Origin of the sequence: Nitrosomonas sp. JL21, from assembly GCF_009833095.1 — a bacterium.
Lineage (GTDB): Bacteria > Pseudomonadota > Gammaproteobacteria > Burkholderiales > Nitrosomonadaceae > Nitrosomonas.
Genome location: NZ_QRCB01000025.1, coordinates 1 through 21339, shown reverse-complemented (window position 1 = coordinate 21339; position 21339 = coordinate 1). Strand labels below are relative to the sequence as shown.

Here is a 21339-nt window from a genome sequence, read left to right as displayed (position 1 = left end):
CATGAATTCATTACGGTTTTCACGAGTATTCAGTGCTTCCAATGCTATGGGTGCGCTTATTTTCACGTTTGCATGGGCCGCTCCTATCCATGCAAACGGTTTGTCTGAAGCGTATTTCACCGACCAAAGTCCGAAGCTTACACCGCAGGAGCGCGCAGCCATCGATTTAGCTAAAAAATGGCAAGCCGCCAATCCTACCGGCGTCAAACCGGTAGCAGGGCCGGATGGTTCGATCCGATTCCTGTTCGGCTCGCAGCAACCGAGCATCGTCTGTGCGGTATTGCAGGTCTGCGATATTGAATTGCAGGCGGGTGAGCAGGTCAATTCGATTCACCTGGGTGACCAGGCTCGCTGGCTCGTTGAACCGGCTGTGACAGGGCAGGGAGCATCTGAGGTTCAGCACTTGATTGTAAAACCGCTCGATGTGGGGTTAGAGACTTCACTGGTGGTGACGACCAATCGGCGCACCTATCACCTGCGGCTACGATCTCACCGGCGAGATTTCATGCCGAGAGTGGGCTTTACCTATCCGGAAGAGGCACTCGCTAAATGGGATGCGATCAAATCACGTGAGAATCATGCACTCGATATCAAGCGTACACGCACGATGCCTGAAACTGGGGAGTATCTGGGAAATCTCGATTTTGCGTATTCGGTGGATGGTAGTGCGTCCTGGAAGCCGCTTCGAGTCTACAACGATGGGCAGAAGACGATCATCCAGATGCCCTCTATCATGGCGCAGACAGAAGCGCCGACGCTGTTATTACTGAACAGGGAAGGAGGGTTGTTTCGAGATGATGAGACGGTAATGGTCAATTACCGTCTGCAGGGTGATCGCTATATTGTGGATGCCGTTTTTGATAAAGCCATTCTGATTGCGGGAGTAGGCAGCAATCAAAGCCGGGTAACCATTTCGCGGGGGGATTGATGATGACACACAAAATTAATCAATCTTACCGTTTACTGGTTTTTTTACTGGTGTCGATGTTACTGAATGGCTGTGCGACAACGCAATATGGCAATTTTATTCAAAACCCATCGCTGCAAGCTAGTCAATCCATGGCAATGGATGCCGCAGCCCAGATTGATCGGCTCTATCCCGCAGCATCAACGCAATTGATCCTTGGACATTCCGTCCATGATGCTTTTGGGCAAACGCTGGTTGAGAAACTGCGGGTTGCAGGATTTGCCGTGCAGGAAGTGCCTGAACCAACCATTGAGCAATCCTTGTTTGCTGTGCCCCAATCACCAGCAGAACCGCAAGCGGGTATCCGGTTGAGCTATATTGTGGACCAAATGGAGCATATCTATCACGCCAATATTCAGATTGGGGATCGGCACTTGTCGCGAGCCTTTATGGCTAAAGATAATGACTTCCACCCTGCTGGCCATTGGGTGAGTAGGCAATAAAGGGGCAGGGTATGAGTGTCAATCCTGAAATCTTATCACCAGAGCGCGAACCGACTACAGTCAAGAAGGGCAGTGGTGTTGGCGTGCGCCGAGTCAATAACCTGCCGATCGTGATCTTTGGCGCAATCATGCTGGTTTTTATGCTGCTCATGATGATTGTTGCGATGAATCGGGCAGCCGAGCGCAATCAGCCGCCTCCTGATACTACTCAAGATGTGCAGTCGAGCCAATCGTTTGCCTCGCTTATCGCAAAGGATTATGTCGGCGGTATGATCGAGCCTAAAAATCCACCTGCTGCGCCAGATTCCAAAATGCCCCTGCCGGGACTCATTATCGAGCGACCCACTGATTTGGATCGGCCACCCTTGCCATCAGGAGTAGGCGCTCAGTCTTCGCATGCTGTTCAAGATCCCGATCTGGCTCATATCCGCATGCTCAAACGTCAGCAACTGGAAGAAGCGATCAAGGCCAAAACCCAGGTCAATGTCGTCGCTCCTCGAAGCAGTGCATCTTCTCCCAATACCACGGCTAAAACACGCGATGAAATGCTCGCTGAGATGGCATCCGTGCGACACCAGATCGATTCGACGTTGCGAGAGGATCCAACGACGGCTTATCAGGCACGTTTGGCGCAGTTACGTAGAGGAGTTCAGGGAAGTCATCAAGACGCTGGAAACCTGGGAGTGGGAAGGGGAGAGGAGGTTATGGATGATATGGCACCCCGCCTGGTGAATGATGAGCAGGGTGGGCAAACACAGGATTATTCACGCTTTGATTCGACTGACGGCGAAAAACGCTGGACATTGAATAGTGACGTGCAAAAACCAGCATCGCCCTATGTATTACAAGCAGGGTTTGTGATTCCGGCAACCTTGATCTCCGGTATCAATTCCAGCCTACCTGGACAGATCATGGCCCAGGTGAGCCAACACATTTATGACTCACCAGTGGGTAAATGGCGACTGATACCGCAAGGGTCAAGGCTGGTTGGCACCTATTCCAGTGATGTGGAATACGGCCAGGCGAGGGTACTGGTTGCCTGGCAGCGCATTATCTTCCCCGATGGTAAAACCATGGACATTGGTGCCATGCCTGGTGCTGATGGGCTGGGGTATGCCGGATTCCATGATCAGGTGAATAATCACTACCTTCGAATCTTTGGCTCAGCATTGATTATGTCGGCCATTGTGGCGGGTTCAACCTATAGTCAGCGTGATGCGGGTAGTACCTTTGGACGGCAGAATGCGGGAAGCATCATGAGCCAGGCACTGGGGCAGCAATTGGGATTGGTCACGGCCAACCTGATTCGCAAAAACCTGAATATCTCTCCGACACTCGAGATCAGACCGGGGTATCGATTCAACATCATTGTGACCAAAGACATGAAGTTCTCTAAACCGTATCAGTCATTTGATTATTAATGCAGGAGGATGCTCAATGGTAAATGCTGGAAGTAAACCAACCCGATTCATCATGCTGCTGCTCATTATAAATACAGGGTTTGTATCAAATGCTCGTGCAACAGGAATTCCTGTCATCGATGCGGCCAATGTCGCTCAAAGCATTGTTACCGCGACAGAAAGTGTGGATCAAACCCTCATACTCATAGATCAATACAAAAAGCAACTCGAGCAATATGAAAACATGGTCAGAAATACCTTAGCGCCACCAGCATACTTATGGGCAAAGGCCCAGTACGCAATGAATAAGCTTATCCACCTGACCAACACGATACGGTATTACGAGCAGACCTATGGAGGGATAGATGGTTATATGCAGCGATTTCGCAATGTCGAGTATTACCGCAGCTCACCTTGTTTTACTGTTGAGGAAAGATGCAATGAAGCGGCGTGGAAATTATTGCAAGACGGACAAAATACCAGCACCGATGCCCAGAAAAAGGCCAATGACGGACTGCTGACCGGTTTGAGTGAGCATCAGAGTCAAATGCCGGTTGATGCTGCGCACCTGCAATTATTGCAACAAAGAACCGAGACAGCCGAAGGGCAAATGGCCGCACTGCAATATGCCAATCAACTCGCGGCATTCCAAGCCAATCAATTGCTGCAAATGCGCCAGATGTTGATCGCTCAGCATAATGCACTGAACACGCAATCCCAGGCTGAAGTGGATCTGAAGGCTATGCAGCAGGCCGCGCGTGAGCGGGCTACCAGGCGATTGAGTCCTGAAATATTGCCTGTGGGTAGAAGTTGGTCTGTCAGGGATGCGTTTTAAACACTATATAAGCTAGAGAGGGAGTCATGAAAATAATCAATATATTAGTAATTACCATTATTGCAATATCAATATTAATCTTAACTGGATGCGATAAAACAGACGGAAAGCTTGAGCTGAAGGAACCAAGAAAAGAATTAAGTGATATGCCGTCTGGCATTAGATGGACTGTTAATGGCCCAGTTGATGAATCAGGAAATCCCATTGAATTACAGGAAGTTAAATAATCTCTTGTTTTAGAGTGCTTACAGAATAATTTGGAGACCAGGCGTATGTATAAAGTAAATGTTGTTGTTCTGTTTAGCTTTTTGATTCTAGTGTTTCTATCAACAAGCGCTTTTGCTGAGTTGGCCTATTTTGATCAAGCAACTAATCAGAGCGTACTTGATCAGGTGGTTTATAAATTCTGGACAAAGGTTAAATCTTGGCAAACGGTTATTCAAGGTGCTGCTGAGCGCTTGTTCTGGGCATTGGTGTTAATTTCCATGGTGTGGACATTCGGCATGATGCTGCTTCGTAAAGCCGATATTGGGGATTTTTTTGCTGAATTTACCCGTTTTATTATCTTTACAGGTTTCTACTTCTGGCTGCTGACTAATGCTGTATCTGGGCACAATATTGCAGGAACCATCATTGACTCAATGCAACAATTAGGAGGTACGGCTGCTGGTTTGCCCGGAGGCGCAAGCCATTCCAGTATTGTAAATACAGGTATTCTCATATGGAATCAATCTATTAATAATTTGAATATTCTTGATCCCATAGATAGTTTAATAGGCTTTTTAATGTCTATAGCTATCCTTGTCATTTTGGCTGTAATCTCAGTCAATATGCTGCTCTTACTGATTTCTTCCTGGATACTCATGTATGCAGGAATCTTCTTTCTGGGTTTTGGTGGGGCACGTTGGACATCGGATATTGCAATCAATTATTTTAAAACAGTGTTGGGTATTGGAATACAGCTGTTTGTAATGCTCTTGGTTGTAGGCATTGGTAACGATTTATTGACTGATTTTTACACCAAGATGGGTAAGAATGTGTTGAATTACGAAGAATTGGCCGTGATGCTGATTTTTTCGATTGCATTTTTTGTGTTGATATCCAAGTTGCCGCCACTACTGGCAGGCATCATAACGGGCAATTCCATAGGCTCATCTGCTGGAATTGGTGGTTATAGTGGGGGCAATTTCCTAGCAGGGGCAGGAACTGCGGCAGCGGTTGCCTCTTATGGCGGGACACTGGTTGCCAGTCGAGTTGCAGCGGCTACATCTTCACGATATGGAACGGAAGCTTTACGCAATGCCATCGAGAAGGGTAATGCGCGGGATGCAGCGGGAATAGGAAATAATTCGGGTGACAAATGGTAATGGATCTACCCCCCATTTTGCACGAAAGAATAGTATGTTCTATTTCTGCAGCCATCAAGTATGAGATACCGGCCAACATTATGCTGGCAATTGCTGAGAAGGAGGGGGGGAAGCCAGGGCAATGGGTACGTAACAAGAACGGTACTTACGATGTAGGTGCCATGCAGTTCAATACTTCGTACCTGAAAGATTTATCGAAATATGGCATTGCACCTAGTCATGTGTCAGCTACAGGTTGTTATGCTTATGATCTGGCTGCTTGGCGTGTGCGATTACATATCAAGAAGGATCAAGGGGATATCTGGACGAGGGCGGCGAATTATCATTCACGAACGCCAAAGTATAACGCGACATATCGAGCTGATTTGATGGCCAAGGCTGTTAAGTGGGCGGATTGGTTAGAGGCAAAGTAAATATATTGCAGTATCATTTACTTATCTCTGATCAGAGACACAAATAAACCCTGAGGATTCAGCTACGATACTTATATGCTCCTGTCCTGCTAGCAGCTTTTTAGCATGTTCAATCTGTTGCTTAGATAATGTTGGTTTGGGTACCATAACTACACCGCGAATTTTGGCCCACTCCCCTCCTGCTTTGGTACGCTCAACAATGAGTGGAGCTATAATCATTTCTGGTGTATGGTAGGAGAAGAAAGCGATGTAACCTGTTGGTAAAGATCTCGCCAGATCAACCAACAAAAAGGAAACACCGCAATGACAGATAAGAATGTTTTAAAGCTGAATACACCGACTATCCGTTGCAGGAAATACTGAGAGAAGGAGCGCGTAAGATGCTGGCTACTGCCATTGAGGCGGAAGTATCAGCTTGCCTTCTGTAGCCTCGAGTGCTATAAAATGACATGATTTGTTCGATCTCGTTCCGATGACGTGGACGAGCCCTTGAGGCCAGGTGAGATCAAGCGCATCCGTGAAGACGGGCACGTTAGCCAAGCAGTTTTCGCACGCCTACTCAGTACAAGCTTGTCTACCGTTCAGAAGTGGGAAATCGGATAGAAAAAGCCAATAGGCACAGCGCTTAAGTTGCTGCATCTAGTTCAAAAGCGCGACTTGGAGGTAGTCGCACTACGGTGCTCCAGCAACATCCGATCAAAGCACGAACGTACAGCGCGGCGTTTGGTCGTGGCGTTCACGCCAGTTGGCGTTTGGCACTCGCCCGACGGCTCGTAAAAATAGGTGATACCAAATGAATGCCGATATTCTGAAGAGAGTGATACGAGCCATTTCCGATGGTTCGCAAACAGACTTGGACCGGCTGGCCGGTAAAATCGTCGATGCAGAGCGTAAGGCCGGACATGTCCGACTTGCCGAACAGCTTGAAGCGATTCTGAAGAAACCTAGGCCCAAGCGGCCTGCCGCTCCGCTATCGCTACCCGACTTTGACCGCACACTCAAAGAGCTTCCACTAAGCAGGCGTCATGGCGAGACCTTGGCCACGCTTATCCCGCACGATCAGCTGGAGCATCACATGGTGCTACCCGAGGCGGTCGAGCAGCGGTTCGCCCGCATCGAAGCAGAATATGCGGCTCGTGACCGGCTGCGGACCTTCGGTCTCAAGCCGCGCAAGACCGTATTACTCTACGGCCCGCCGGGCTGTGGCAAGTCGTTGGGCGCCAAGCGGCTGGCGTGGAATACCGGCTTATCGCTGATGAAGGTGCGCTTCGACGTGCTGATCTCTTCGTTCTTCGGGGAGTCGGCCCAGAATCTAAGGTCCATTTTCAGTAGCGCCCGGGAGAAGCCTTGCGTACTGTTGCTCGACGAATGTGACTTCATTGCTCGATCGCGCACTGCCTCTAAAGACATCGGAGAAGTGTCCCGTATTGTCAACTCGCTGCTGCAACTCATGGAAGAGTACGACGCGCCAGGCCTTTTAGTGGCGACGACGAATCTCGAGTCTGCGTTGGATCCTGCGCTGTTCAGACGCTTCGATGATGTCTTCTCTATCCCGCTGCCCGGTAAGGCTGAAATTGAGAAATTGTTGAAGATGACGCTGTCTGGCGTGCGGATGAATCGGACCATCGCCTGGGCACCATTGGTCGCAAAGCTCGAAGGCTTCTCGGCCGCGATGATCGTGAAGGCAGCGCAGGACGCCGCAAAAGCCGTAGTTCTGGCCGGCTGCCAATCCTTGTCGCAAGACAAACTATTAAAGGCCATTGAGGAGTTGCAGCGGCACGATACGACACAAAGAGCTTAATCCATGCCGGGAGCGCACAATTTTGAACACCTTCCACTACTCTTGCGCTACCAAGGCAAGGCGCTCCTGCGCGGAGTTCGCGAGCCGTCGCCGCAAACGCTAGCCAACAAAGGTGCGCAGCGCGAGGCGCACAGCGTCACCCTGGACACCACAGCCCAAACGCTTACTGCGAACTGGCAGGCACGCAAGGCACAGCGCCAGGCGTGCGGACAAGCCTTGCCGGACATCCCTGCGGGCATTCCCATCCTGCTGCAGATTGACACTGGCCTCGACCTCGACGCTCTGCGCGCCAAGTTCCAATTCGAGATCGTGGCGGAGCAGGAAGACGGCTACGTGATCGTGGCATCTGAGGACATTCAGCTGACGGCGTTCCGTAACATGGCCCAGGGGTTTGCTGTCACCGTGCGCGGCTCGGCGACCATCGCCGAGGTCCACAAGCTGTTCGACGATCCTAATCAGTCGGACCGACTGGGCCGAATCCTTTCCGATCATTTGATGGCTTCGTGGAGCACTATCGACGAAGACCAACTCTACATCGTTGACATTGGTATCGCCTGCGCCGGCACTCAGGAAATTCCGCCGCGCCCGGAGCGCGGCAAGCGCCCGACCGACGCTCAGTGGGCCGCAAAGGAGTACGAGTGGTCGAAGCAGCGGACCAGCGCCTACACCGAGTGGGACGAAATCAAGATCAAACGCGAGACTTCCATTCAGAAGTTCACCGAGTTCTATCAAGCTGAAATCCTTCATATGAGGGACAGCGCCGACTTCGATGCTGGCGTGCTGCCAGACAGTTTCACGGTTCGGCTGAAGATCTCGGGCAAGGGGCTGAAGGACTTCGTCCTCAACTATCCTTACATATTCGAGGTCGTCGAACCGGAAGACATCGCCTTGCCTCAAAACGAGGGTCAGCAAGACGGACATGCGGCGTACGCCGTCGCGCCGGTCGCACCTGATGCCGACGCCCCCGCCGTGTGCATCATAGATAGCGGCATCCAAGAGGCACACGCCCTGTTGCAGCCAAGCATCGACCAGACCACGTCCCATTGCTTCCTTCCGGGCCAAGCTGCGACGGCTGTCGCCGATGAAGTTGCGCCGGACGGCCACGGCACACGCGTCGCAGGCGCCGTGCTGTATGGCGAAGACGTGCCGGCCGACGGCGCACCGCAGTTACCATTCTGGATTCAGAACGCCCGGGTGCTCGACGCTCAGAACGCGATGCCGATCGAGTTGTTCCCGCCCGAAGCGCTGCGCAAGGCCGTCGAACGCTTCAACGACAGCCCGCTCCAGACCCGCATCTTCAATCACTCGATCAATGCGCGCAGCTACTGCCGCACGCGCTATATGTCGTCCTGGGCGGCCGAGATCGACCAATTGTCCAACGAACGGGATGTGCTCATCGTGCAAAGTGCCGGCAACCTACCGCTGCAAGGCACACCCCCATTCCTTGGCATCGCCGATCACCTGACTGCTGGCCGAGACTATCCCGCCTATCTCACAGAAAACTCAGCCCGCATCGCCAACCCGGGCCAGAGCCTGCAGGCCCTGACCGTCGGCTCGATCGCCTACGATGCCGCCGAGCAGGGCGCATGGCGCACCTTCGCCACCCAGCCCGCAGGCCCCTCGGCGTTCTCGCGGACGGGCCCTGGAATCTGGAACGTCATCAAGCCGGAAGTCGTGGAGTACGGCGGCGACGCTGCGCGCACGAACAATGCGCCGCCCGACATCCAGGCAGGCGGCGTCATCCCCGCCGCCTGCCCCAAACTGGTCCGCTCGACACTGCATGGCCCCGGACCGGCAGCTGACCGGGACACCGCCGGGACGTCCTATGCGACGCCCAAAGTCGCGCGCATTGCAGCCCAGGTGCAACGCGTCTTGCCTACCGAGCCGGCGCTGCTATATCGCGCCCTCGTCGTACAATCGGCGCAGTGGCCGGCCTGGGCAGAAGACCTGCTGTCGCGCTTACGCAATCCGCCGCCCAACATGACGTTTGTGGAAAAGCAGGCCCTGCTCACATCAGCGTCAGACGCCTTTCGCTGTTTGGGCTTCGGCGTCCCCGACGAAACCCGGGCCACCACAAACACGGATCATCGAACGACGCTCATCACGAGCGGCGACACCGAAATTCATGCCGGCGGATGCCATGTCTACCAGGTGCCAATCCCGGCCGCGTTGCGTCAGCAGGCCGACGAGTTCGATATCCGCATTGACGTGACGCTGTCCTATGTCGCCCAGCCGCGGCGCACACGCCGCAACCTGCGCCGCTATCTCTCCACCTGGGTCGATTGGAAGGCCAGCAAGCTGGGCGAGGGACTGCATGATTTCCGAGTGCGCGCCATGAAGGATGCATCGAACGGCGACGCGCCGCTTCCGGGCACCACGTTACCTTGGGTACTGCATGACAAGCCCCAGGATGGGCTGATCCGAGACTTCAAGCGCAACTGCGGAACGGTGCAAAAGGACTGGGCGGTCGTCCGCTCGAACAGCCTGCCCGACCACTTCTGCATTGCCGTGGTGGGCCATCAGGGCTGGAGCCATGACCCGGACTCGACGGCGCGCTATGTGCTCGCAGTGACCTTTGAAATCCTGGGGGGCGAAATCACGATCTACGAACCGCTGCGCGCAGCGATCGCCGAACTTCAGGCCCAGACCGAAACCGAGATCGAGGGCAACGAGGTCGAAGTGGAAGTTGAAGCAACCGAGTGACGCTCGGACACCGGATCAAAATGGGAGATACAGGTGGTTGATTTCAAGAAGCAACTGGCAGGTATTTAGAAAGGTAAAACTTTCATCATCCAATGTAATTGCCGTTCGGTGTACCATCATATGCTATCGATAAAATGAATACATTCTAATCATACTATAAGGTATTTTAATTTTACACTCTATCAATTCGCATAATGATATTTGAATATGTGATAATGTCCTTTATCACATGTATGAATGAGTGTAAAATTCACTCATCCCGCTTGCATTTTTACCCAATCAAAAAATGACCAGTTTAACTTCCCTGAGAAAAATTTCCTGTCCGGCTCTGATCACTGCCTCTGGTGAACGAGCCAGAATTCGTTTTCTGGAATTTTTTGCCTCTAACATTCGAAATCCACATACTCGTCGTGCTTATGTTCGTGCAGTTCTGGATTTTATGAATTGGTGTCAAGTGGAAGCTCAAGTTGTTGCATTGATTGATATCGAGCCATTACATGTAGCCGCATGGATTGAACTACAAACCAGACGATTATCGGCACCCAGCGTCAAGCAGCATTTGGCGGCTATACGACATTTATTCGATTGGCTGGTAGTCGGCCAGATTGTAGCCACTAATCCGGCATCTTCTGTCAGAGGCCCCGCTCATCGGGTTAGAACCGGAAAAACTCCCATCTTGGACAGTGAAGATACCCGTCAGTTGTTGAACAGCATCGATGTCAGCAAGCCTTCGGGATTAAGAGATCGCGCGCTGATTGCACTGATGGTTTATTCCTTCGCGCGCATTGGCGCTGCTTTAGCGATGAAAGTTGAAGATGTTTATACTCAAAACAGAAGGCTATGGGTTCGGCTGCATGAAAAAGGTAGCAAACGACATGAAATGCCCTGTCACCATAATTTGGAAGAATATTTAAGTGCCTATATTAATGGAACGAAGCTGCGTGATGATCCGAAGGGTTTTCTTTTCCGAACCATTGGCCGAGGCACCGGACAACTAACCTCTTTCCCTTTAGCTCAAGCCAATGCTCATGCCATGATACAAAGGCACATCATTAAGTCAGGCATAGCCACAAAAGCTGGCAATCATAGTTTCAGAGCTACTGGTATTACTGCTTACTTAAAAAATGGCGGAACTCTGGAAAAAGCGGCAATTATGGCAAACCATTCCAGTACTCGAACAACACAGCTATATGATCGGCGCCGTGATGAAATGACTCTAGATGAAGTGGAAAGGATTATGATCTGATCAGGCGGTAATTCCCCCATGGCATACCCGGGCGTATAATCACGAAAACAGCATTGATAAACCTACGATTAACTCTGGTATTTCTCAACTACTTTGACGGCCTGACAAATGTACCTCAAGCAGTGACCAAACTTCGTCTGATATGTCATGTTTACGATGGGAATGGGTAATATGAAATCCTTTTGTTTTTTACAAGAATCTCATTTCAGTAAGTTAATACACTCTAGTAAGTGCTTAACTATCATTAAAAATGATAACTCCATGTTGCTGCCAATGATCCTTGGCGGGTTAACTGAAATCCATTAAGATCATTACTTATAGGCTGAATCCATTCAAATCCGAACCGATTGCCAGTAAAGTGACCAATTGGAATCCGTGCATTGACACCAAATCCCATGTCCCAGAATTGCCCACCGTAATTCGATGGAAAATCCATGGGGCCGATGCGCGCATTGAACTGATCAAAATCCCGATGAATCCTATCCTGCCAGATATAAGCGCCGCGCACAGTCGCAGTCAGCCAATGCGTCAGATCGAACCCGCCCCATGTTGTAGCCTGTACCATATCACCCAAGCGATAACCAGATTTATTCTTTTCCTCTAGGCGCTTGACGCCGCTCAACTGCGCCCCCCAAGACCAGCGGCTTTTTTCCCCAACATAGGTCAGGCTTGGCATAAAATCCCAGGTACCGCTGCCTAATTGCATGCCGAAATGAATTAATCCGCCTTCCTCGGTATGCGAGCGGCGCATTTCGATATCGGTTTTGCCAGTAGGCGCACTTATGCCCAGATTGACGTGGATGCGATGACCTGAAATATCGAGCAATTTGATCAGAGATGAGAAATACGTGTCGCTCAGCGCACCGGTTTCATTTCCAGCAGCTCCATGATTAGCATGCGCGGCTGATTTCAATGGGCTTTTGGAACCCGCTAATTCCCTCATATTCATGTTCATGTCCATGAAGGTCGGCATCAACATCACGTTCAGCCAACGGGTTGGTGCAAACATCAGATCGATCATGTGCATGCGCATGTCCATGTTGGCAGACGTGAACTGACAATCCTGAGCACCGCAACCTTGATCGATGATACGTTGATCAGCCGCTTGGTGAGTGCCATGCATCATGTGTCCGCCAGTCCAGTTATACATAAACCGGTAACCTGCCATGAAATCCCCAGCTTTATCGAGCATATGACCAAACATGATGCCGGCAGGCGGGATCGTGTGAAGATGATGCGCTGCAGCATGATTATAAGAAGTGGCAGAACTGTCCTGACCACCCATCGTTGAAGAAGTGAATGGCTCGATATCGAATTTGACTGCCGCATTAGCAACATAATAATCAAAGTCGGCAAAATTGCTACTTCCATTCCCGCCGATCTGCATTGAACCGGCACGCGTATAATATTCAAAGCCTGCTTCGAGCGCGACTCCTTTTCCCAGTAATTTGCTCAGCACCACGCCGCCGCTCAGCGCGCCAAAACCCGCCAAACGATGATCGCTGGAGAAATTTTTAGGCAATTGATAAGGAACGAATTTAGGCTGAAGGGTTTGAGCCAAAGTGTCCTCGACTGGATTACCATTCTGGTCGACATAGCCAAATAAACCACTCCGAAAATATAAAGCCTCAGGATTTGTAGGATTAAAATAAATTTCTCGCCCTCCGCTATCAACCTGTGGGCTTTGATGAGCTTGTTGAGTAAATAGATAAGGCCGGTAAAAACTGGCTGAATCCTGAGAGTAATAGCGGATCCGAGGCGTTAAGATCCAACCACTTCCCAACGGTTGCACCCAACTAGCATCGAAGGTATGCGTATTGACGCCCCAATCGTCCACCGATAGACGGTAACCCAAATGCATGGCGGCATTAAACGGACTGATGTAGTGTACATACTTCGTATTGAGCGCAATCTGGTTACGAGTACCAGGCCGTTGTTCAATGAATGCGCGCACTTTCCCGGTAATCGGCGTGGATTGTCCATTATTCAACTCGGTCGGATCGACAAAAATGAACGACATCGCCTTATACGGATTTTCTAGAAAACCACTGCTGTGGGTATAACCGACGCTTGCATCAATGTAGGCATTTTTGGTCAATACTTGCGTTACACCAATATTGGTTACCCAATCCTGCCGCTCATCCTGGAGAATTTCTGAGCCTTTACGCCTCACAATATTCTGAGCGTAAGAATCTTTATTGATATAGGGCGATGAATCAGGGTCTAAGATGGCGCTAATTTCACTGAAGGTGTAACCCCCATTGAATTTGACTGTTGTCAATTTCTGGTTAAAATCAAGGCGGCCACCAATGTTACCAAAGCTGGATTTGTAGTCACGCTCGCGTGAAAAACCACCCGCGATATTGATGGAGGCTTCATTCCATTCGTGGCTTAGGCCAAATGTAGCCTGACGGCGCGTTTCGGGGGAAGCCGATACCATCACCAAGACTGAGCGGGGATCAATCTCTCCAGTAATATGCTTGTTGATAGGATCCCGACCGATAAAAGACAAATTTCGATTTAAAAGCACTTCGCTTTGGAGGATGGGAGAAGCCCCAGCGATTACGCCATTATTGATAAACGGACGATTACCTCCATTAGTTGCCAACGGCGTTGAGGTTACAGGCGTCGCACCCGACCAAGTATCCTGCGTATAACTGAACGAAAATGAGGTGCGATCCGTCAATGAAAACATACCACTGCCATGCAAGACATCCGCCGTGATCGATCTTAGGCTATGCGGTACGCCAAAAAGATTACGTTCACCTTCCTGATAACGGCTGTATTGAAAATTGATGCGGTCTTTTGCCCCGGCATGTCCCGGCGATAACATTAGGCCGGGTAATACCAATGCAGCTGAAGTCAAAGCATGAAGCGCATTTGGTGAATGGATTGCTAATTCTGATGGATAATCAGACGACTTCTGACAGCCACGGAGACGCTGAGGCTTTTTATTACGATACAAATTGTATTACCATTTTACCTTATTAATCCGTCCTTACATGTTGAGTAAGGAATTAGAAAAGAGGTGAATTAACCTAATAACAACCACAGCCACTACCTCCGGAAGAAGATTTATGGCTAGGTGCAGCTTCGCGGCTACTGTAATTATGCGATTGAATTTCGCTTTGCAATGGATGCGGATCCAATTCCATCTGGGGTTGGGCGAGATTGCCGCGTTCCCAGGGTGCCACATTTGCACACCCTGTCAAAACAATACTTAATATCAGTGTGAGTAGGTTCATCTAAAATGGCTTAAGCTTCGAAATAGATGAGTATCTGTAGAGCATGAAACTATTTCTCACTAAAAATCTATGTATCTTGGATTATTCCATTAATAACTGCGTGATCAACGTCCGTAATTGCTTCGATTCATCTGAACGGAATCCCTGATGGATATGTCGCACATTGCCTTTCTTATCGATTAAATAGGAGGTTGGCATAGCCATCAATTCAAATGCTTTTGCACATTGTTTGCTGGCATCGGCTACAATCGAAAAATCCACAGGGTTATTCGCCAAGAACGCTTGAGCATCGGCAGGTTTTTCATCCAGATTGACACCAACTATATGCAGTCCTTTATCTTTTAAATCATGTTCGAGTTGGTTTAGAAAGGGAAAGGATTTAACACAGGGCGGACACCAGGATGCCCAAAAATCTACATAGACCACTTTTCCTTTCAGTTCTTGCAGATCATAGGTTGTTTTGCCATCCAAAGTAGTCAGCTGACAAGCAGTAGATGCCTGCTCAATATGATCGGCTTGGGCTGATATACCAATTAAGCTAAATTTAAGTGAAAATAAAAAAAGTATTATTAATTTCATCATCTTACTACCTCTAGAATCTAATTTTGGATTCAATCATTTACTGAAACTGTATTACTTTTGGAGGATTCGTTCCCGTATGCCTATTATCAATAGTCTCGCAATGATAGGTTAGCGAAAATTCTCGTGGCCCCGGACCACTTTTATTGACTAATACAAGATAGGGGCCAGATCCTTCGTGTACGCGAATTTCTGGGCTATTCTCACTATCCCCTGATATGGGATCGGTAGTATTAGCAGCATTAGATTTTCCGATTATTTGTGCACTCACCAATAAGTCTTGTTGTGGGGGTGAGAGATCTTTGATAGCAATAATTAGACTATCAGGTAATCCATTTCCATCATCAAAACAAGAAAATTGTGCATACCCAAGAAATCCCGCGTTAATACCTTCTGGATCCATGGTAACGTTAGTTATATCATGTGCATTTGCAACAATTATGTAATTAAGTGCAATTATCGAAAAAGCTGTAGCAAATATTTTTTTTTCTAATTTTTTCATTTTTATAACTTCCTAAATTCGAACATTAATAAGGCTTATTATTTTTAGAGAAACATATATCTCGTTAAAGTGAATAATTGCTTTACCGCTTAAAAAACTCCCTCCCAATAAGGAGGAGGAAGAGGGAGGAAGCTTTATCAACGATTCAAACAAATACAGTTTTCTTAGTGGTATTAGTTAAGAGTGCACTTAGATGAATGCAAAGGTGTTTTTAAATAACTCACTCAAGCTTTTTTAGAGAGCTAAGTAGCACTCATCCTCTTTCATTTTATTCACTAAGTTATTACGCTGCTCCTTTGTTTGTCTTTATTATCTATTTCAATATCTAAAAGAGCAATGCGGCAAATTGTCGCACCTCAAATTAATAAAATAGGTATGTAAATTATTGTAACAAGCTAATATTTATTAATTATTCTTTAATTAGAAATTTGGGATTAATAAATTGATATGGGTGATTTCAATTTTAAAAAAGCGCGGAATATCTAATTGGTTAGGAAATGAAGCAAAACATGAGGAATATATTGTTATGAGTTGAAGTAATGGATTTAGGTATCAAATCACATTTACAAACTGACTATATCAATATTCAGAATCATTCGGTTTATCGTACAAGCCGAAAAAAATTGGAATTGGTTATGAATCTGGATGAGGGCCCCGATGATTTAAATCTCATCGGGGATTAGACTCAATCGATATGAAAAAACGTTGTTATTGTTGTTGCTTTGAAGAAACGCTCGTTCCAGTATGCCCATCGCTAGCTGTTTTGCAGTGGACCAGAATATCGTAACTATCCGTTCCGGCTGCAGTATGCAATACGAACAAGTTATATACACCTGCGCCTTGGCTAACTTTTGTCAATGGGCTATAAGTTGTATTGTTATCAGTAGTATCAATGCTAGCTTGTGCACATTGTTTAGTTGTACAAGCAGTACCTTTGTACAGTAAAATGCCTACTTTTGAGGTATTTGCGGTCATATCCTTGACTTGTGCTTCGACATAGGAAGGTAGGCCGCTGCCATCATCAAAGCAGGTAACTTGATAAAAATCAACTCCTGCAGCTAATCCTGTGGTAAAGCTACCAGATTGATTATCGGCAAAAACTGCAAATGTTTGACAGATCATTAATCCGCTTATAGCTGTGATCACTGTGTTCTTTAATCTTGAAAATTTCAATTTGATTTCTCCTTAATCATTAGGTCGCGATCTCTATCATGAACAAGTACTGTATTGCTAAATAGAGCGATGTCTCTATTTTGATAAAGCTTCCAATTTCATGGCGGCTAATTCTCTGACGGACTGTTCTTCGTCATTCAATGCCTGTTCGAGTAGGCTGATGCCAAATTTATCGGTACCGAAGCTATCAACTGCCATTAATCGCACCGAAAGCTCGCTGTCTTGTAAAGCCTGTTCGAGTATTAAAGGCACATCAGCGCATTTTTGCTGGGCGAGCGCATACACTGCTTGAGCTCTGACATTTGGATCAGTGTCTTGAATTGCAATTTGTAGAATTTTTTGCACAGAACTAGGCTCAATCGGAATTTTGCCTGCCAATTGAGATAATGCGCTAAGTCGTTCTTCTGGTTTGCTTGAGTTAATCATGTTGATCATCTTGGCAGTCAATTCCAGATTCGATTCCATTCCATCATCATTAATAATGCAATTGATTTGTATCGATTCTAGGCTATTAAATGCTGTGCCGGCATTCTTGTTATCAGTACCATCCGCCGTAACACTGCCTAGAGGAACAATGAAAACGAATGAAGAAATCGTGAATAGAGTGGGTATTTTTCTTAATATCCGCATAAATACTCCTATTGAGAAATAAACAGAATTGAAGATAAAGTGAGAGCTCCCATTCTCACTTATCTTCAATTTTTACAACTGACTTAATCTTAAGCTGTTAATAGATTAAAGGTTAAGGTTTAGGCCAATACTGCTTACCTTTAGCATTCATGATTGGCATGTCGCGGTTGAGCTGCGCAGCCGATGGAATAATCTCGACGTCTACACCGCTACCGCATGATGCATCCAAAGGATTATTTGTAATATCGCGATTTACGGTTAAAGAAGGAGAAACTCCTTTACCGTCATAGTTTGAGCCTACAATTGGAGTCCATAGTTCTACGATTCCATCTCCAAAACGTGAAATGGGAGTTATTTTACAAATATCTACAGTACCCATAACCACCTTTATGCTTCGTGCGCATGAAGTTGGTTCGATTAACATAGCGCTGGCGCGGAATGGAAGGTAAACTGTATAGCCTTCTGGCATTTTGCCATCTTTTACCCAGAAGCCCACAACGTTGCCGCTAGCGTCTTTTTTTTCATTTTCAGATTCAAAAACGCTGTGATCCAGGACTTTTTGATACAAATTGCCAAAGTTCGAAACATAGGTATCTATGGTATCGCTTGATACAGCCCCATTGACTTTAATAATTGAATCTACGCCGTCTGGAAAAACGGTTGAGCTGGCGATGGTATTTTTACCTTCTCCGCAGCTATGCCCAATGACAACATTATTTGTCAATCTAACGCCTTCAGCAACACTTGGTATCTCTAGGCTAGTGTGAGAAAATGCGTTTTGTGAGATGCCCATCAGCAATGCAATAGCAATTGCTGTTTGGATTGAAAGCTTAGATTTCTTGTTAAGCATGTAAAGAAAACCCCTTTTAACTATTTTAATGAATTATTTTTGCGCTTCTCACTGGAGGTTGCTTTTTGAGGTGGATCTCAGAAAGCAACCCGAAATCGATTCTTTTTAACACTCTTTTACTAAATAGAATTAATTTCGGCGCCAATCATATTTTGTAATTTAACAAAACACAATGTGGCAAAATGTCGCGGCTACATATTGAAATGACATTCTTACCAACCAATATTTATTCTTGGCCTGCCTAAAGTCCGTCCTGAATAACGTATTTCAAAGCTAAGGCCTTGGGATTGAATTTGAGATGGATGCAAAAGTTGACGGGGAGATGGACGATGCGCTCGCCAGGTGCGCCGTCGCAATGACTAGAACAAAGTGTACAGCGTACATGCACCGGAAGTTGAATGCATAGCCAAGGGAAAGGCACACAAGCCGTATGAATTTGGTGTCAAAGTCGGAGTGGTTAGTACCAGCAAAGAGAATTTTGTCGTGGGAATGAAAGCTTTTTCTGGCAATCCCTATGATGGACACCCGCTATCGGCATCACTGGAACAGGTTCATAAATTGACCGGTATCGTTGCAAGGGAAGTATACGTGAATTGAGGTTACCGTGGCCATGGACTAACAGAAACAACCAAAGTATGGATTGCGGGAGCCAAGCGTGGTGTGACGGTAGCGATCAAGAAAAAGCTCAAACGACGCAACGCAATAGAACCGGTGATTGGGCATATGAAGAATGATGGGCGGCTGGGGAGAAACTTCCTCAAAGGTGCTGTCGGTGATGCCATGAATGCTTTGTTATGCGCTGCAGGTCGTAACTTACGCAAGATTCTGCGCCAGTTAGCGCTTTTATGTAGCTATTTCGGAGTTGACTTTTACCGACTGATGATTCGCAACACTATCAATCTAAAACTCGGTTGGTGAAAAAATGAGTTCTTCAGGGACGACTAGTTAGGATGGTGATCTGCTCAATGGCCTCGGTTAGCGTGTGGACGGCGTAGGGATTACCGGGCAAACTGCGCATGCCCACCCCACCAGGCCTTACTCGTGAGTTGTAGCCACGGTTCCCTGACACCAAATTCATACGGTTGGCGGGTTTTTCCTTTCGATATACACTCCACTTCCGGAGCATGCAGACTGTAGAGCTTGCTCCTGTCTTTGGGCTTGTGCACTAGCAGCGTTTGACGCGTTCGAAGATACGGATCGCTTTGGGAGCCTGAATTTCATCCTGGCGATCCAGTTCGTGCTCGATGTCGCGCCAGACTCGCCCAACCAAGAAACGCAAGGATTTCAGTGCGCCCTTCATGCGCCGGTATTGCTTGGCATAGGCGTAACGTCCTACCTGGGCAGCCAGCCTCGGATCGTGTATGGTTTTAGTCTGTTTGTGCTGGAATGCTCCGCGTGATGGCTAGCGGGTGCTGCTCTTACATAACCGCGCCATCCATCAGAATGAATCATAGTATCTGGCGCCACGTGTCCAGGGATAATGGCTTGCAATGTTGCTTTGGAGCAATTTGGTACAATCTCTGTATATACCTTTTCATAATGCTTAAGCACGCCAAAGACAATTTTTTTACCATAAACGCCACGACCTTTTTTTCCTCGTACATGCTGTGCGCCAAAATAGGAGTCATCGATCTTTACTGAACCTTGCAGAGGGGCTTCAAGCTCGCAGTTCTGGGCAATTCGCTATCGTACTTTAAGATAAATGGTATTGACGAATTGGATAGAAATACCGGTCAATTGAGCTGTGCTAGTAGCAGTGAAATCCAACGAAAAGCATTGAAAAAGTTGCCTAAATTTTGTTTTTTTGATTTGAGAACGAAAATAGTATCTATATTTAATTTTCATCTCAGTAAGTTAACACACTTTAATAAGTGCTTATCTTTCTAAGCCACTAAATATAAATTAAATATTTTTTAAATGGTATTGAGAATACTGCAGGTTATTTATTTGAAAGCTTTTTTTATTTGTCACCTATCTAAATGATAAATCTTCTACCAATGTTTTAAAAATTATTTTACCTAAATCATTTGCTTTCCGCTCATACAGGCTCGCTAATTTTTTACCAAGTGTCGTCAGTGAAAAGGCATTTTCAATACATAATTGTTTATCAGAATCAAAAAAATAGGTTTCATTCCCATATGAAAAAATATATTGATTATTAGGTTGGTGATATGCCATTAAATAATTATAATTTTTTATTAAACCTAGATCCGTCATATTGATCATAGTGTTATTAAATTCATTCAAATTAGAGTTAGGCAAAATTAAAGATGTAATTTGGCTATAAGCTGAAATATTTGGAATTAATAATTCATCGTTAATTGATATTGCTATATCTAAAGTGTTCCCAAAGCTATAAAACATCTCCTTCTCAATGGTGCTTATGATCTCTAAAGTATTTAATCCAATACTTCCACATTTGAATGATTCAATAGCTAAAGCTTTCGCTAACAATTCTTTACGCCAAGGCTCAGTATCAAGTTTAGCTATCTCACAAAACATGTCGAACCACATTCTCCAAGTAAACGAAGCCTGAGTCGTTGAGCATATTTGAATATTTAGGGTGTCTATTTTCGAAGAATATTGAATAGCGCGTTGAAATATATCAAATTTTCTCAAAACATTTCTGATGGTAACAATATCTTCATGTAACCGCATAATCTCATCAGATGGAGCTCCCTTCATTTTCTTTTTTAGATTTGTGCGGATATTTTTTAGTGCTCTAATTTCTAATTTTAAGTGCTCATTAAATAAATTAGTTGCATCAATAGTAAGCATATACTTTATATAATCTTTTTTTAATACCTTAGATTGCGTGATAAAAAAAGGTAATATAGATTTTATTAATAAATCGTTTATTAATTTATTATTCATTATTAAATATTAATTAAATCATTAAGATAGTTGTGTAATTAATTATAAATTTGTGTAATTCGCCAAAAATTGAACGGCATTAAAAAATTATCAAATAGGAGGTATGGATCTTATCAACAATAATATAAATGATAGATGCGAAATTTTGTTGCGCTGTAAATATTTCGACTCTTATAGTCATCAGACAAAAAATGAAAATAAATAAATACTTATTTTTATCTATTATCTTTGGAGCACAGCATAGAGGCGCAAAAAGGCGGATAATTCGCAGAACCATCCGCAGATTAGGGAGTTATAACTGAATCTGGTGT

Annotated in this window: 21 protein-coding genes and 4 pseudogenes; 13 read left to right on the top strand and 12 right to left on the bottom strand. The window is 46.4% G+C overall.

Going from position 1 to position 21339, the window contains the following annotated elements; genetic code table 11:
* Window positions 1-46 precede the first annotated feature (46 nt).
* The 7 genes from trbG to ABF87_RS08955 are packed head-to-tail and all read left to right on the top strand — an operon-like array spanning window position 47 to window position 5425.
* Window positions 47-928: a P-type conjugative transfer protein TrbG gene (gene trbG / locus ABF87_RS08980; protein ID WP_160828802.1), complete on the top strand. Its 882-nt coding sequence runs from the start codon at window positions 47-49 to the stop codon at window positions 926-928.
* A complete protein-coding gene (locus tag ABF87_RS08975; protein WP_240143610.1) occupies window positions 928-1410 on the top strand; it encodes a conjugal transfer protein TrbH in 483 nt (160 codons plus the stop codon). Before trbG ends, ABF87_RS08975 begins: the two co-directional genes overlap by 1 nt.
* An 11-nt stretch (window positions 1411-1421) precedes the next feature.
* Window positions 1422-2831: a TrbI/VirB10 family protein gene (locus ABF87_RS08970; RefSeq protein ID WP_160828789.1), complete on the top strand. Its 1410-nt coding sequence runs from the start codon at window positions 1422-1424 to the stop codon at window positions 2829-2831.
* Window positions 2832-2847: 16 nt separating this feature from the next.
* On the top strand, window positions 2848-3645 hold the full coding sequence (gene trbJ, locus ABF87_RS08965) for a P-type conjugative transfer protein TrbJ (protein WP_160828788.1): 798 nt from the start codon (window positions 2848-2850) through the stop codon (window positions 3643-3645).
* A gap of 26 nt (window positions 3646-3671) precedes the next feature.
* Window positions 3672-3872, top strand: coding sequence for a hypothetical protein (locus tag ABF87_RS14680; RefSeq protein ID WP_164503202.1), 201 nt, complete (start codon window positions 3672-3674; stop codon window positions 3870-3872).
* A gap of 45 nt (window positions 3873-3917) precedes the next feature.
* Window positions 3918-5012 (top strand): P-type conjugative transfer protein TrbL, encoded by a 1095-nt coding sequence (gene trbL / locus ABF87_RS08960; protein ID WP_160828787.1) that lies wholly within the window; start codon window positions 3918-3920, stop codon window positions 5010-5012.
* Window positions 5012-5425, top strand: coding sequence for a conjugal transfer protein TrbN (locus ABF87_RS08955; RefSeq protein ID WP_160828786.1), 414 nt, complete (start codon window positions 5012-5014; stop codon window positions 5423-5425). The genes trbL and ABF87_RS08955 overlap by 1 nt, the downstream gene beginning before the upstream one ends.
* 21 nt (window positions 5426-5446) lie before the next feature.
* On the opposite strand, the gene ABF87_RS08950 is transcribed toward ABF87_RS08955, so the two are convergent.
* The gene (locus tag ABF87_RS08950; RefSeq protein ID WP_160828785.1) at window positions 5447-5713 is read right to left on the bottom strand and encodes a hypothetical protein; all 267 of its coding nucleotides are present in this window, start codon (window positions 5711-5713) and stop codon (window positions 5447-5449) included.
* Window positions 5714-6218: 505 nt separating this feature from the next.
* On the opposite strand from ABF87_RS08950, the gene ABF87_RS08945 reads away from it, so the two are divergent.
* The 4 genes and pseudogenes from ABF87_RS08945 to ABF87_RS15045 all read left to right on the top strand — a co-directional run bounded on the left by ABF87_RS08945 (window position 6219) and on the right by ABF87_RS15045 (window position 11175).
* Window positions 6219-7226 (top strand): AAA family ATPase, encoded by a 1008-nt coding sequence (locus tag ABF87_RS08945; RefSeq protein ID WP_160828784.1) that lies wholly within the window; start codon window positions 6219-6221, stop codon window positions 7224-7226.
* Window positions 7227-7229: 3 nt separating this feature from the next.
* The gene (locus tag ABF87_RS08940; protein WP_240143609.1) at window positions 7230-9929 is read left to right on the top strand and encodes a S8 family peptidase; all 2700 of its coding nucleotides are present in this window, start codon (window positions 7230-7232) and stop codon (window positions 9927-9929) included.
* 286 nt (window positions 9930-10215) lie between these two features.
* Window positions 10216-10512, top strand: a pseudogene (locus tag ABF87_RS15415) (site-specific integrase); the annotation flags it as partial.
* Window positions 10513-10605: 93 nt separating this feature from the next.
* The gene (locus ABF87_RS15045; RefSeq protein ID WP_240143608.1) at window positions 10606-11175 is read left to right on the top strand and encodes a tyrosine-type recombinase/integrase; all 570 of its coding nucleotides are present in this window, start codon (window positions 10606-10608) and stop codon (window positions 11173-11175) included.
* On the opposite strand, the pseudogene ABF87_RS15410 reads toward ABF87_RS15045, so the two are convergent.
* From ABF87_RS15410 to ABF87_RS08900, 8 genes and pseudogenes are all read right to left on the bottom strand, one after another.
* A pseudogene (locus ABF87_RS15410) lies at window positions 11175-11346 on the bottom strand (transposase); the annotation flags it as partial. The gene ABF87_RS15045 and the pseudogene ABF87_RS15410 sit on opposite strands and share 1 nt — an antisense overlap.
* 73 nt (window positions 11347-11419) lie before the next feature.
* Window positions 11420-14041 carry a DUF3570 domain-containing protein gene (locus ABF87_RS08930; RefSeq protein ID WP_240143607.1) on the bottom strand — a complete coding sequence of 874 codons (2622 nt, stop codon included), beginning with the start codon at window positions 14039-14041 and terminating at the stop codon, window positions 11420-11422.
* Between the two features lie 172 nt (window positions 14042-14213).
* Window positions 14214-14369, bottom strand: coding sequence for a DUF4266 domain-containing protein (locus tag ABF87_RS15290; RefSeq protein WP_345789898.1), 156 nt, complete (start codon window positions 14367-14369; stop codon window positions 14214-14216).
* A gap of 132 nt (window positions 14370-14501) precedes the next feature.
* A complete protein-coding gene (locus ABF87_RS08920) occupies window positions 14502-15002 on the bottom strand; it encodes a TlpA disulfide reductase family protein (RefSeq protein ID WP_240143606.1) in 501 nt (166 codons plus the stop codon).
* Between the two features lie 37 nt (window positions 15003-15039).
* Window positions 15040-15501, bottom strand: coding sequence for a hypothetical protein (locus ABF87_RS08915; RefSeq protein WP_160828780.1), 462 nt, complete (start codon window positions 15499-15501; stop codon window positions 15040-15042).
* Between the two features lie 708 nt (window positions 15502-16209).
* A complete protein-coding gene (locus ABF87_RS08910) occupies window positions 16210-16674 on the bottom strand; it encodes a hypothetical protein (protein WP_160828779.1) in 465 nt (154 codons plus the stop codon).
* Between the two features lie 75 nt (window positions 16675-16749).
* Window positions 16750-17304: a HEAT repeat domain-containing protein gene (locus tag ABF87_RS08905; protein ID WP_160828778.1), complete on the bottom strand. Its 555-nt coding sequence runs from the start codon at window positions 17302-17304 to the stop codon at window positions 16750-16752.
* Between the two features lie 112 nt (window positions 17305-17416).
* Complete coding sequence (locus ABF87_RS08900) at window positions 17417-18154, bottom strand: hypothetical protein (protein WP_160828777.1); 738 nt, start codon at window positions 18152-18154, stop codon at window positions 17417-17419.
* A 369-nt stretch (window positions 18155-18523) separates the two neighbouring features.
* Between ABF87_RS08900 and ABF87_RS08895 the strand changes: the two genes are divergently transcribed.
* Together ABF87_RS08895 and ABF87_RS08890 are read left to right on the top strand one after the other, a co-directional pair.
* Complete coding sequence (locus ABF87_RS08895; protein WP_160828776.1) at window positions 18524-18751, top strand: hypothetical protein; 228 nt, start codon at window positions 18524-18526, stop codon at window positions 18749-18751.
* A 63-nt stretch (window positions 18752-18814) separates the two neighbouring features.
* Window positions 18815-19072, top strand: coding sequence for a hypothetical protein (locus tag ABF87_RS08890; RefSeq protein ID WP_160828775.1), 258 nt, complete (start codon window positions 18815-18817; stop codon window positions 19070-19072).
* A 16-nt stretch (window positions 19073-19088) separates the two neighbouring features.
* Here the strand turns inward: ABF87_RS08890 and ABF87_RS15035 are convergent.
* From ABF87_RS15035 to ABF87_RS08875, 3 genes and pseudogenes are all read right to left on the bottom strand, one after another.
* Window positions 19089-19508, bottom strand: a pseudogene (locus ABF87_RS15035) (IS5/IS1182 family transposase); the annotation flags it as partial.
* Window positions 19487-19999, bottom strand: a pseudogene (locus ABF87_RS08880) (IS1595 family transposase). The pseudogenes ABF87_RS15035 and ABF87_RS08880, both read right to left, overlap by 22 nt.
* A 126-nt stretch (window positions 20000-20125) precedes the next feature.
* Window positions 20126-21028: a DUF2806 domain-containing protein gene (locus ABF87_RS08875; protein WP_160828773.1), complete on the bottom strand. Its 903-nt coding sequence runs from the start codon at window positions 21026-21028 to the stop codon at window positions 20126-20128.
* Window positions 21029-21339 lie beyond the last annotated feature (311 nt).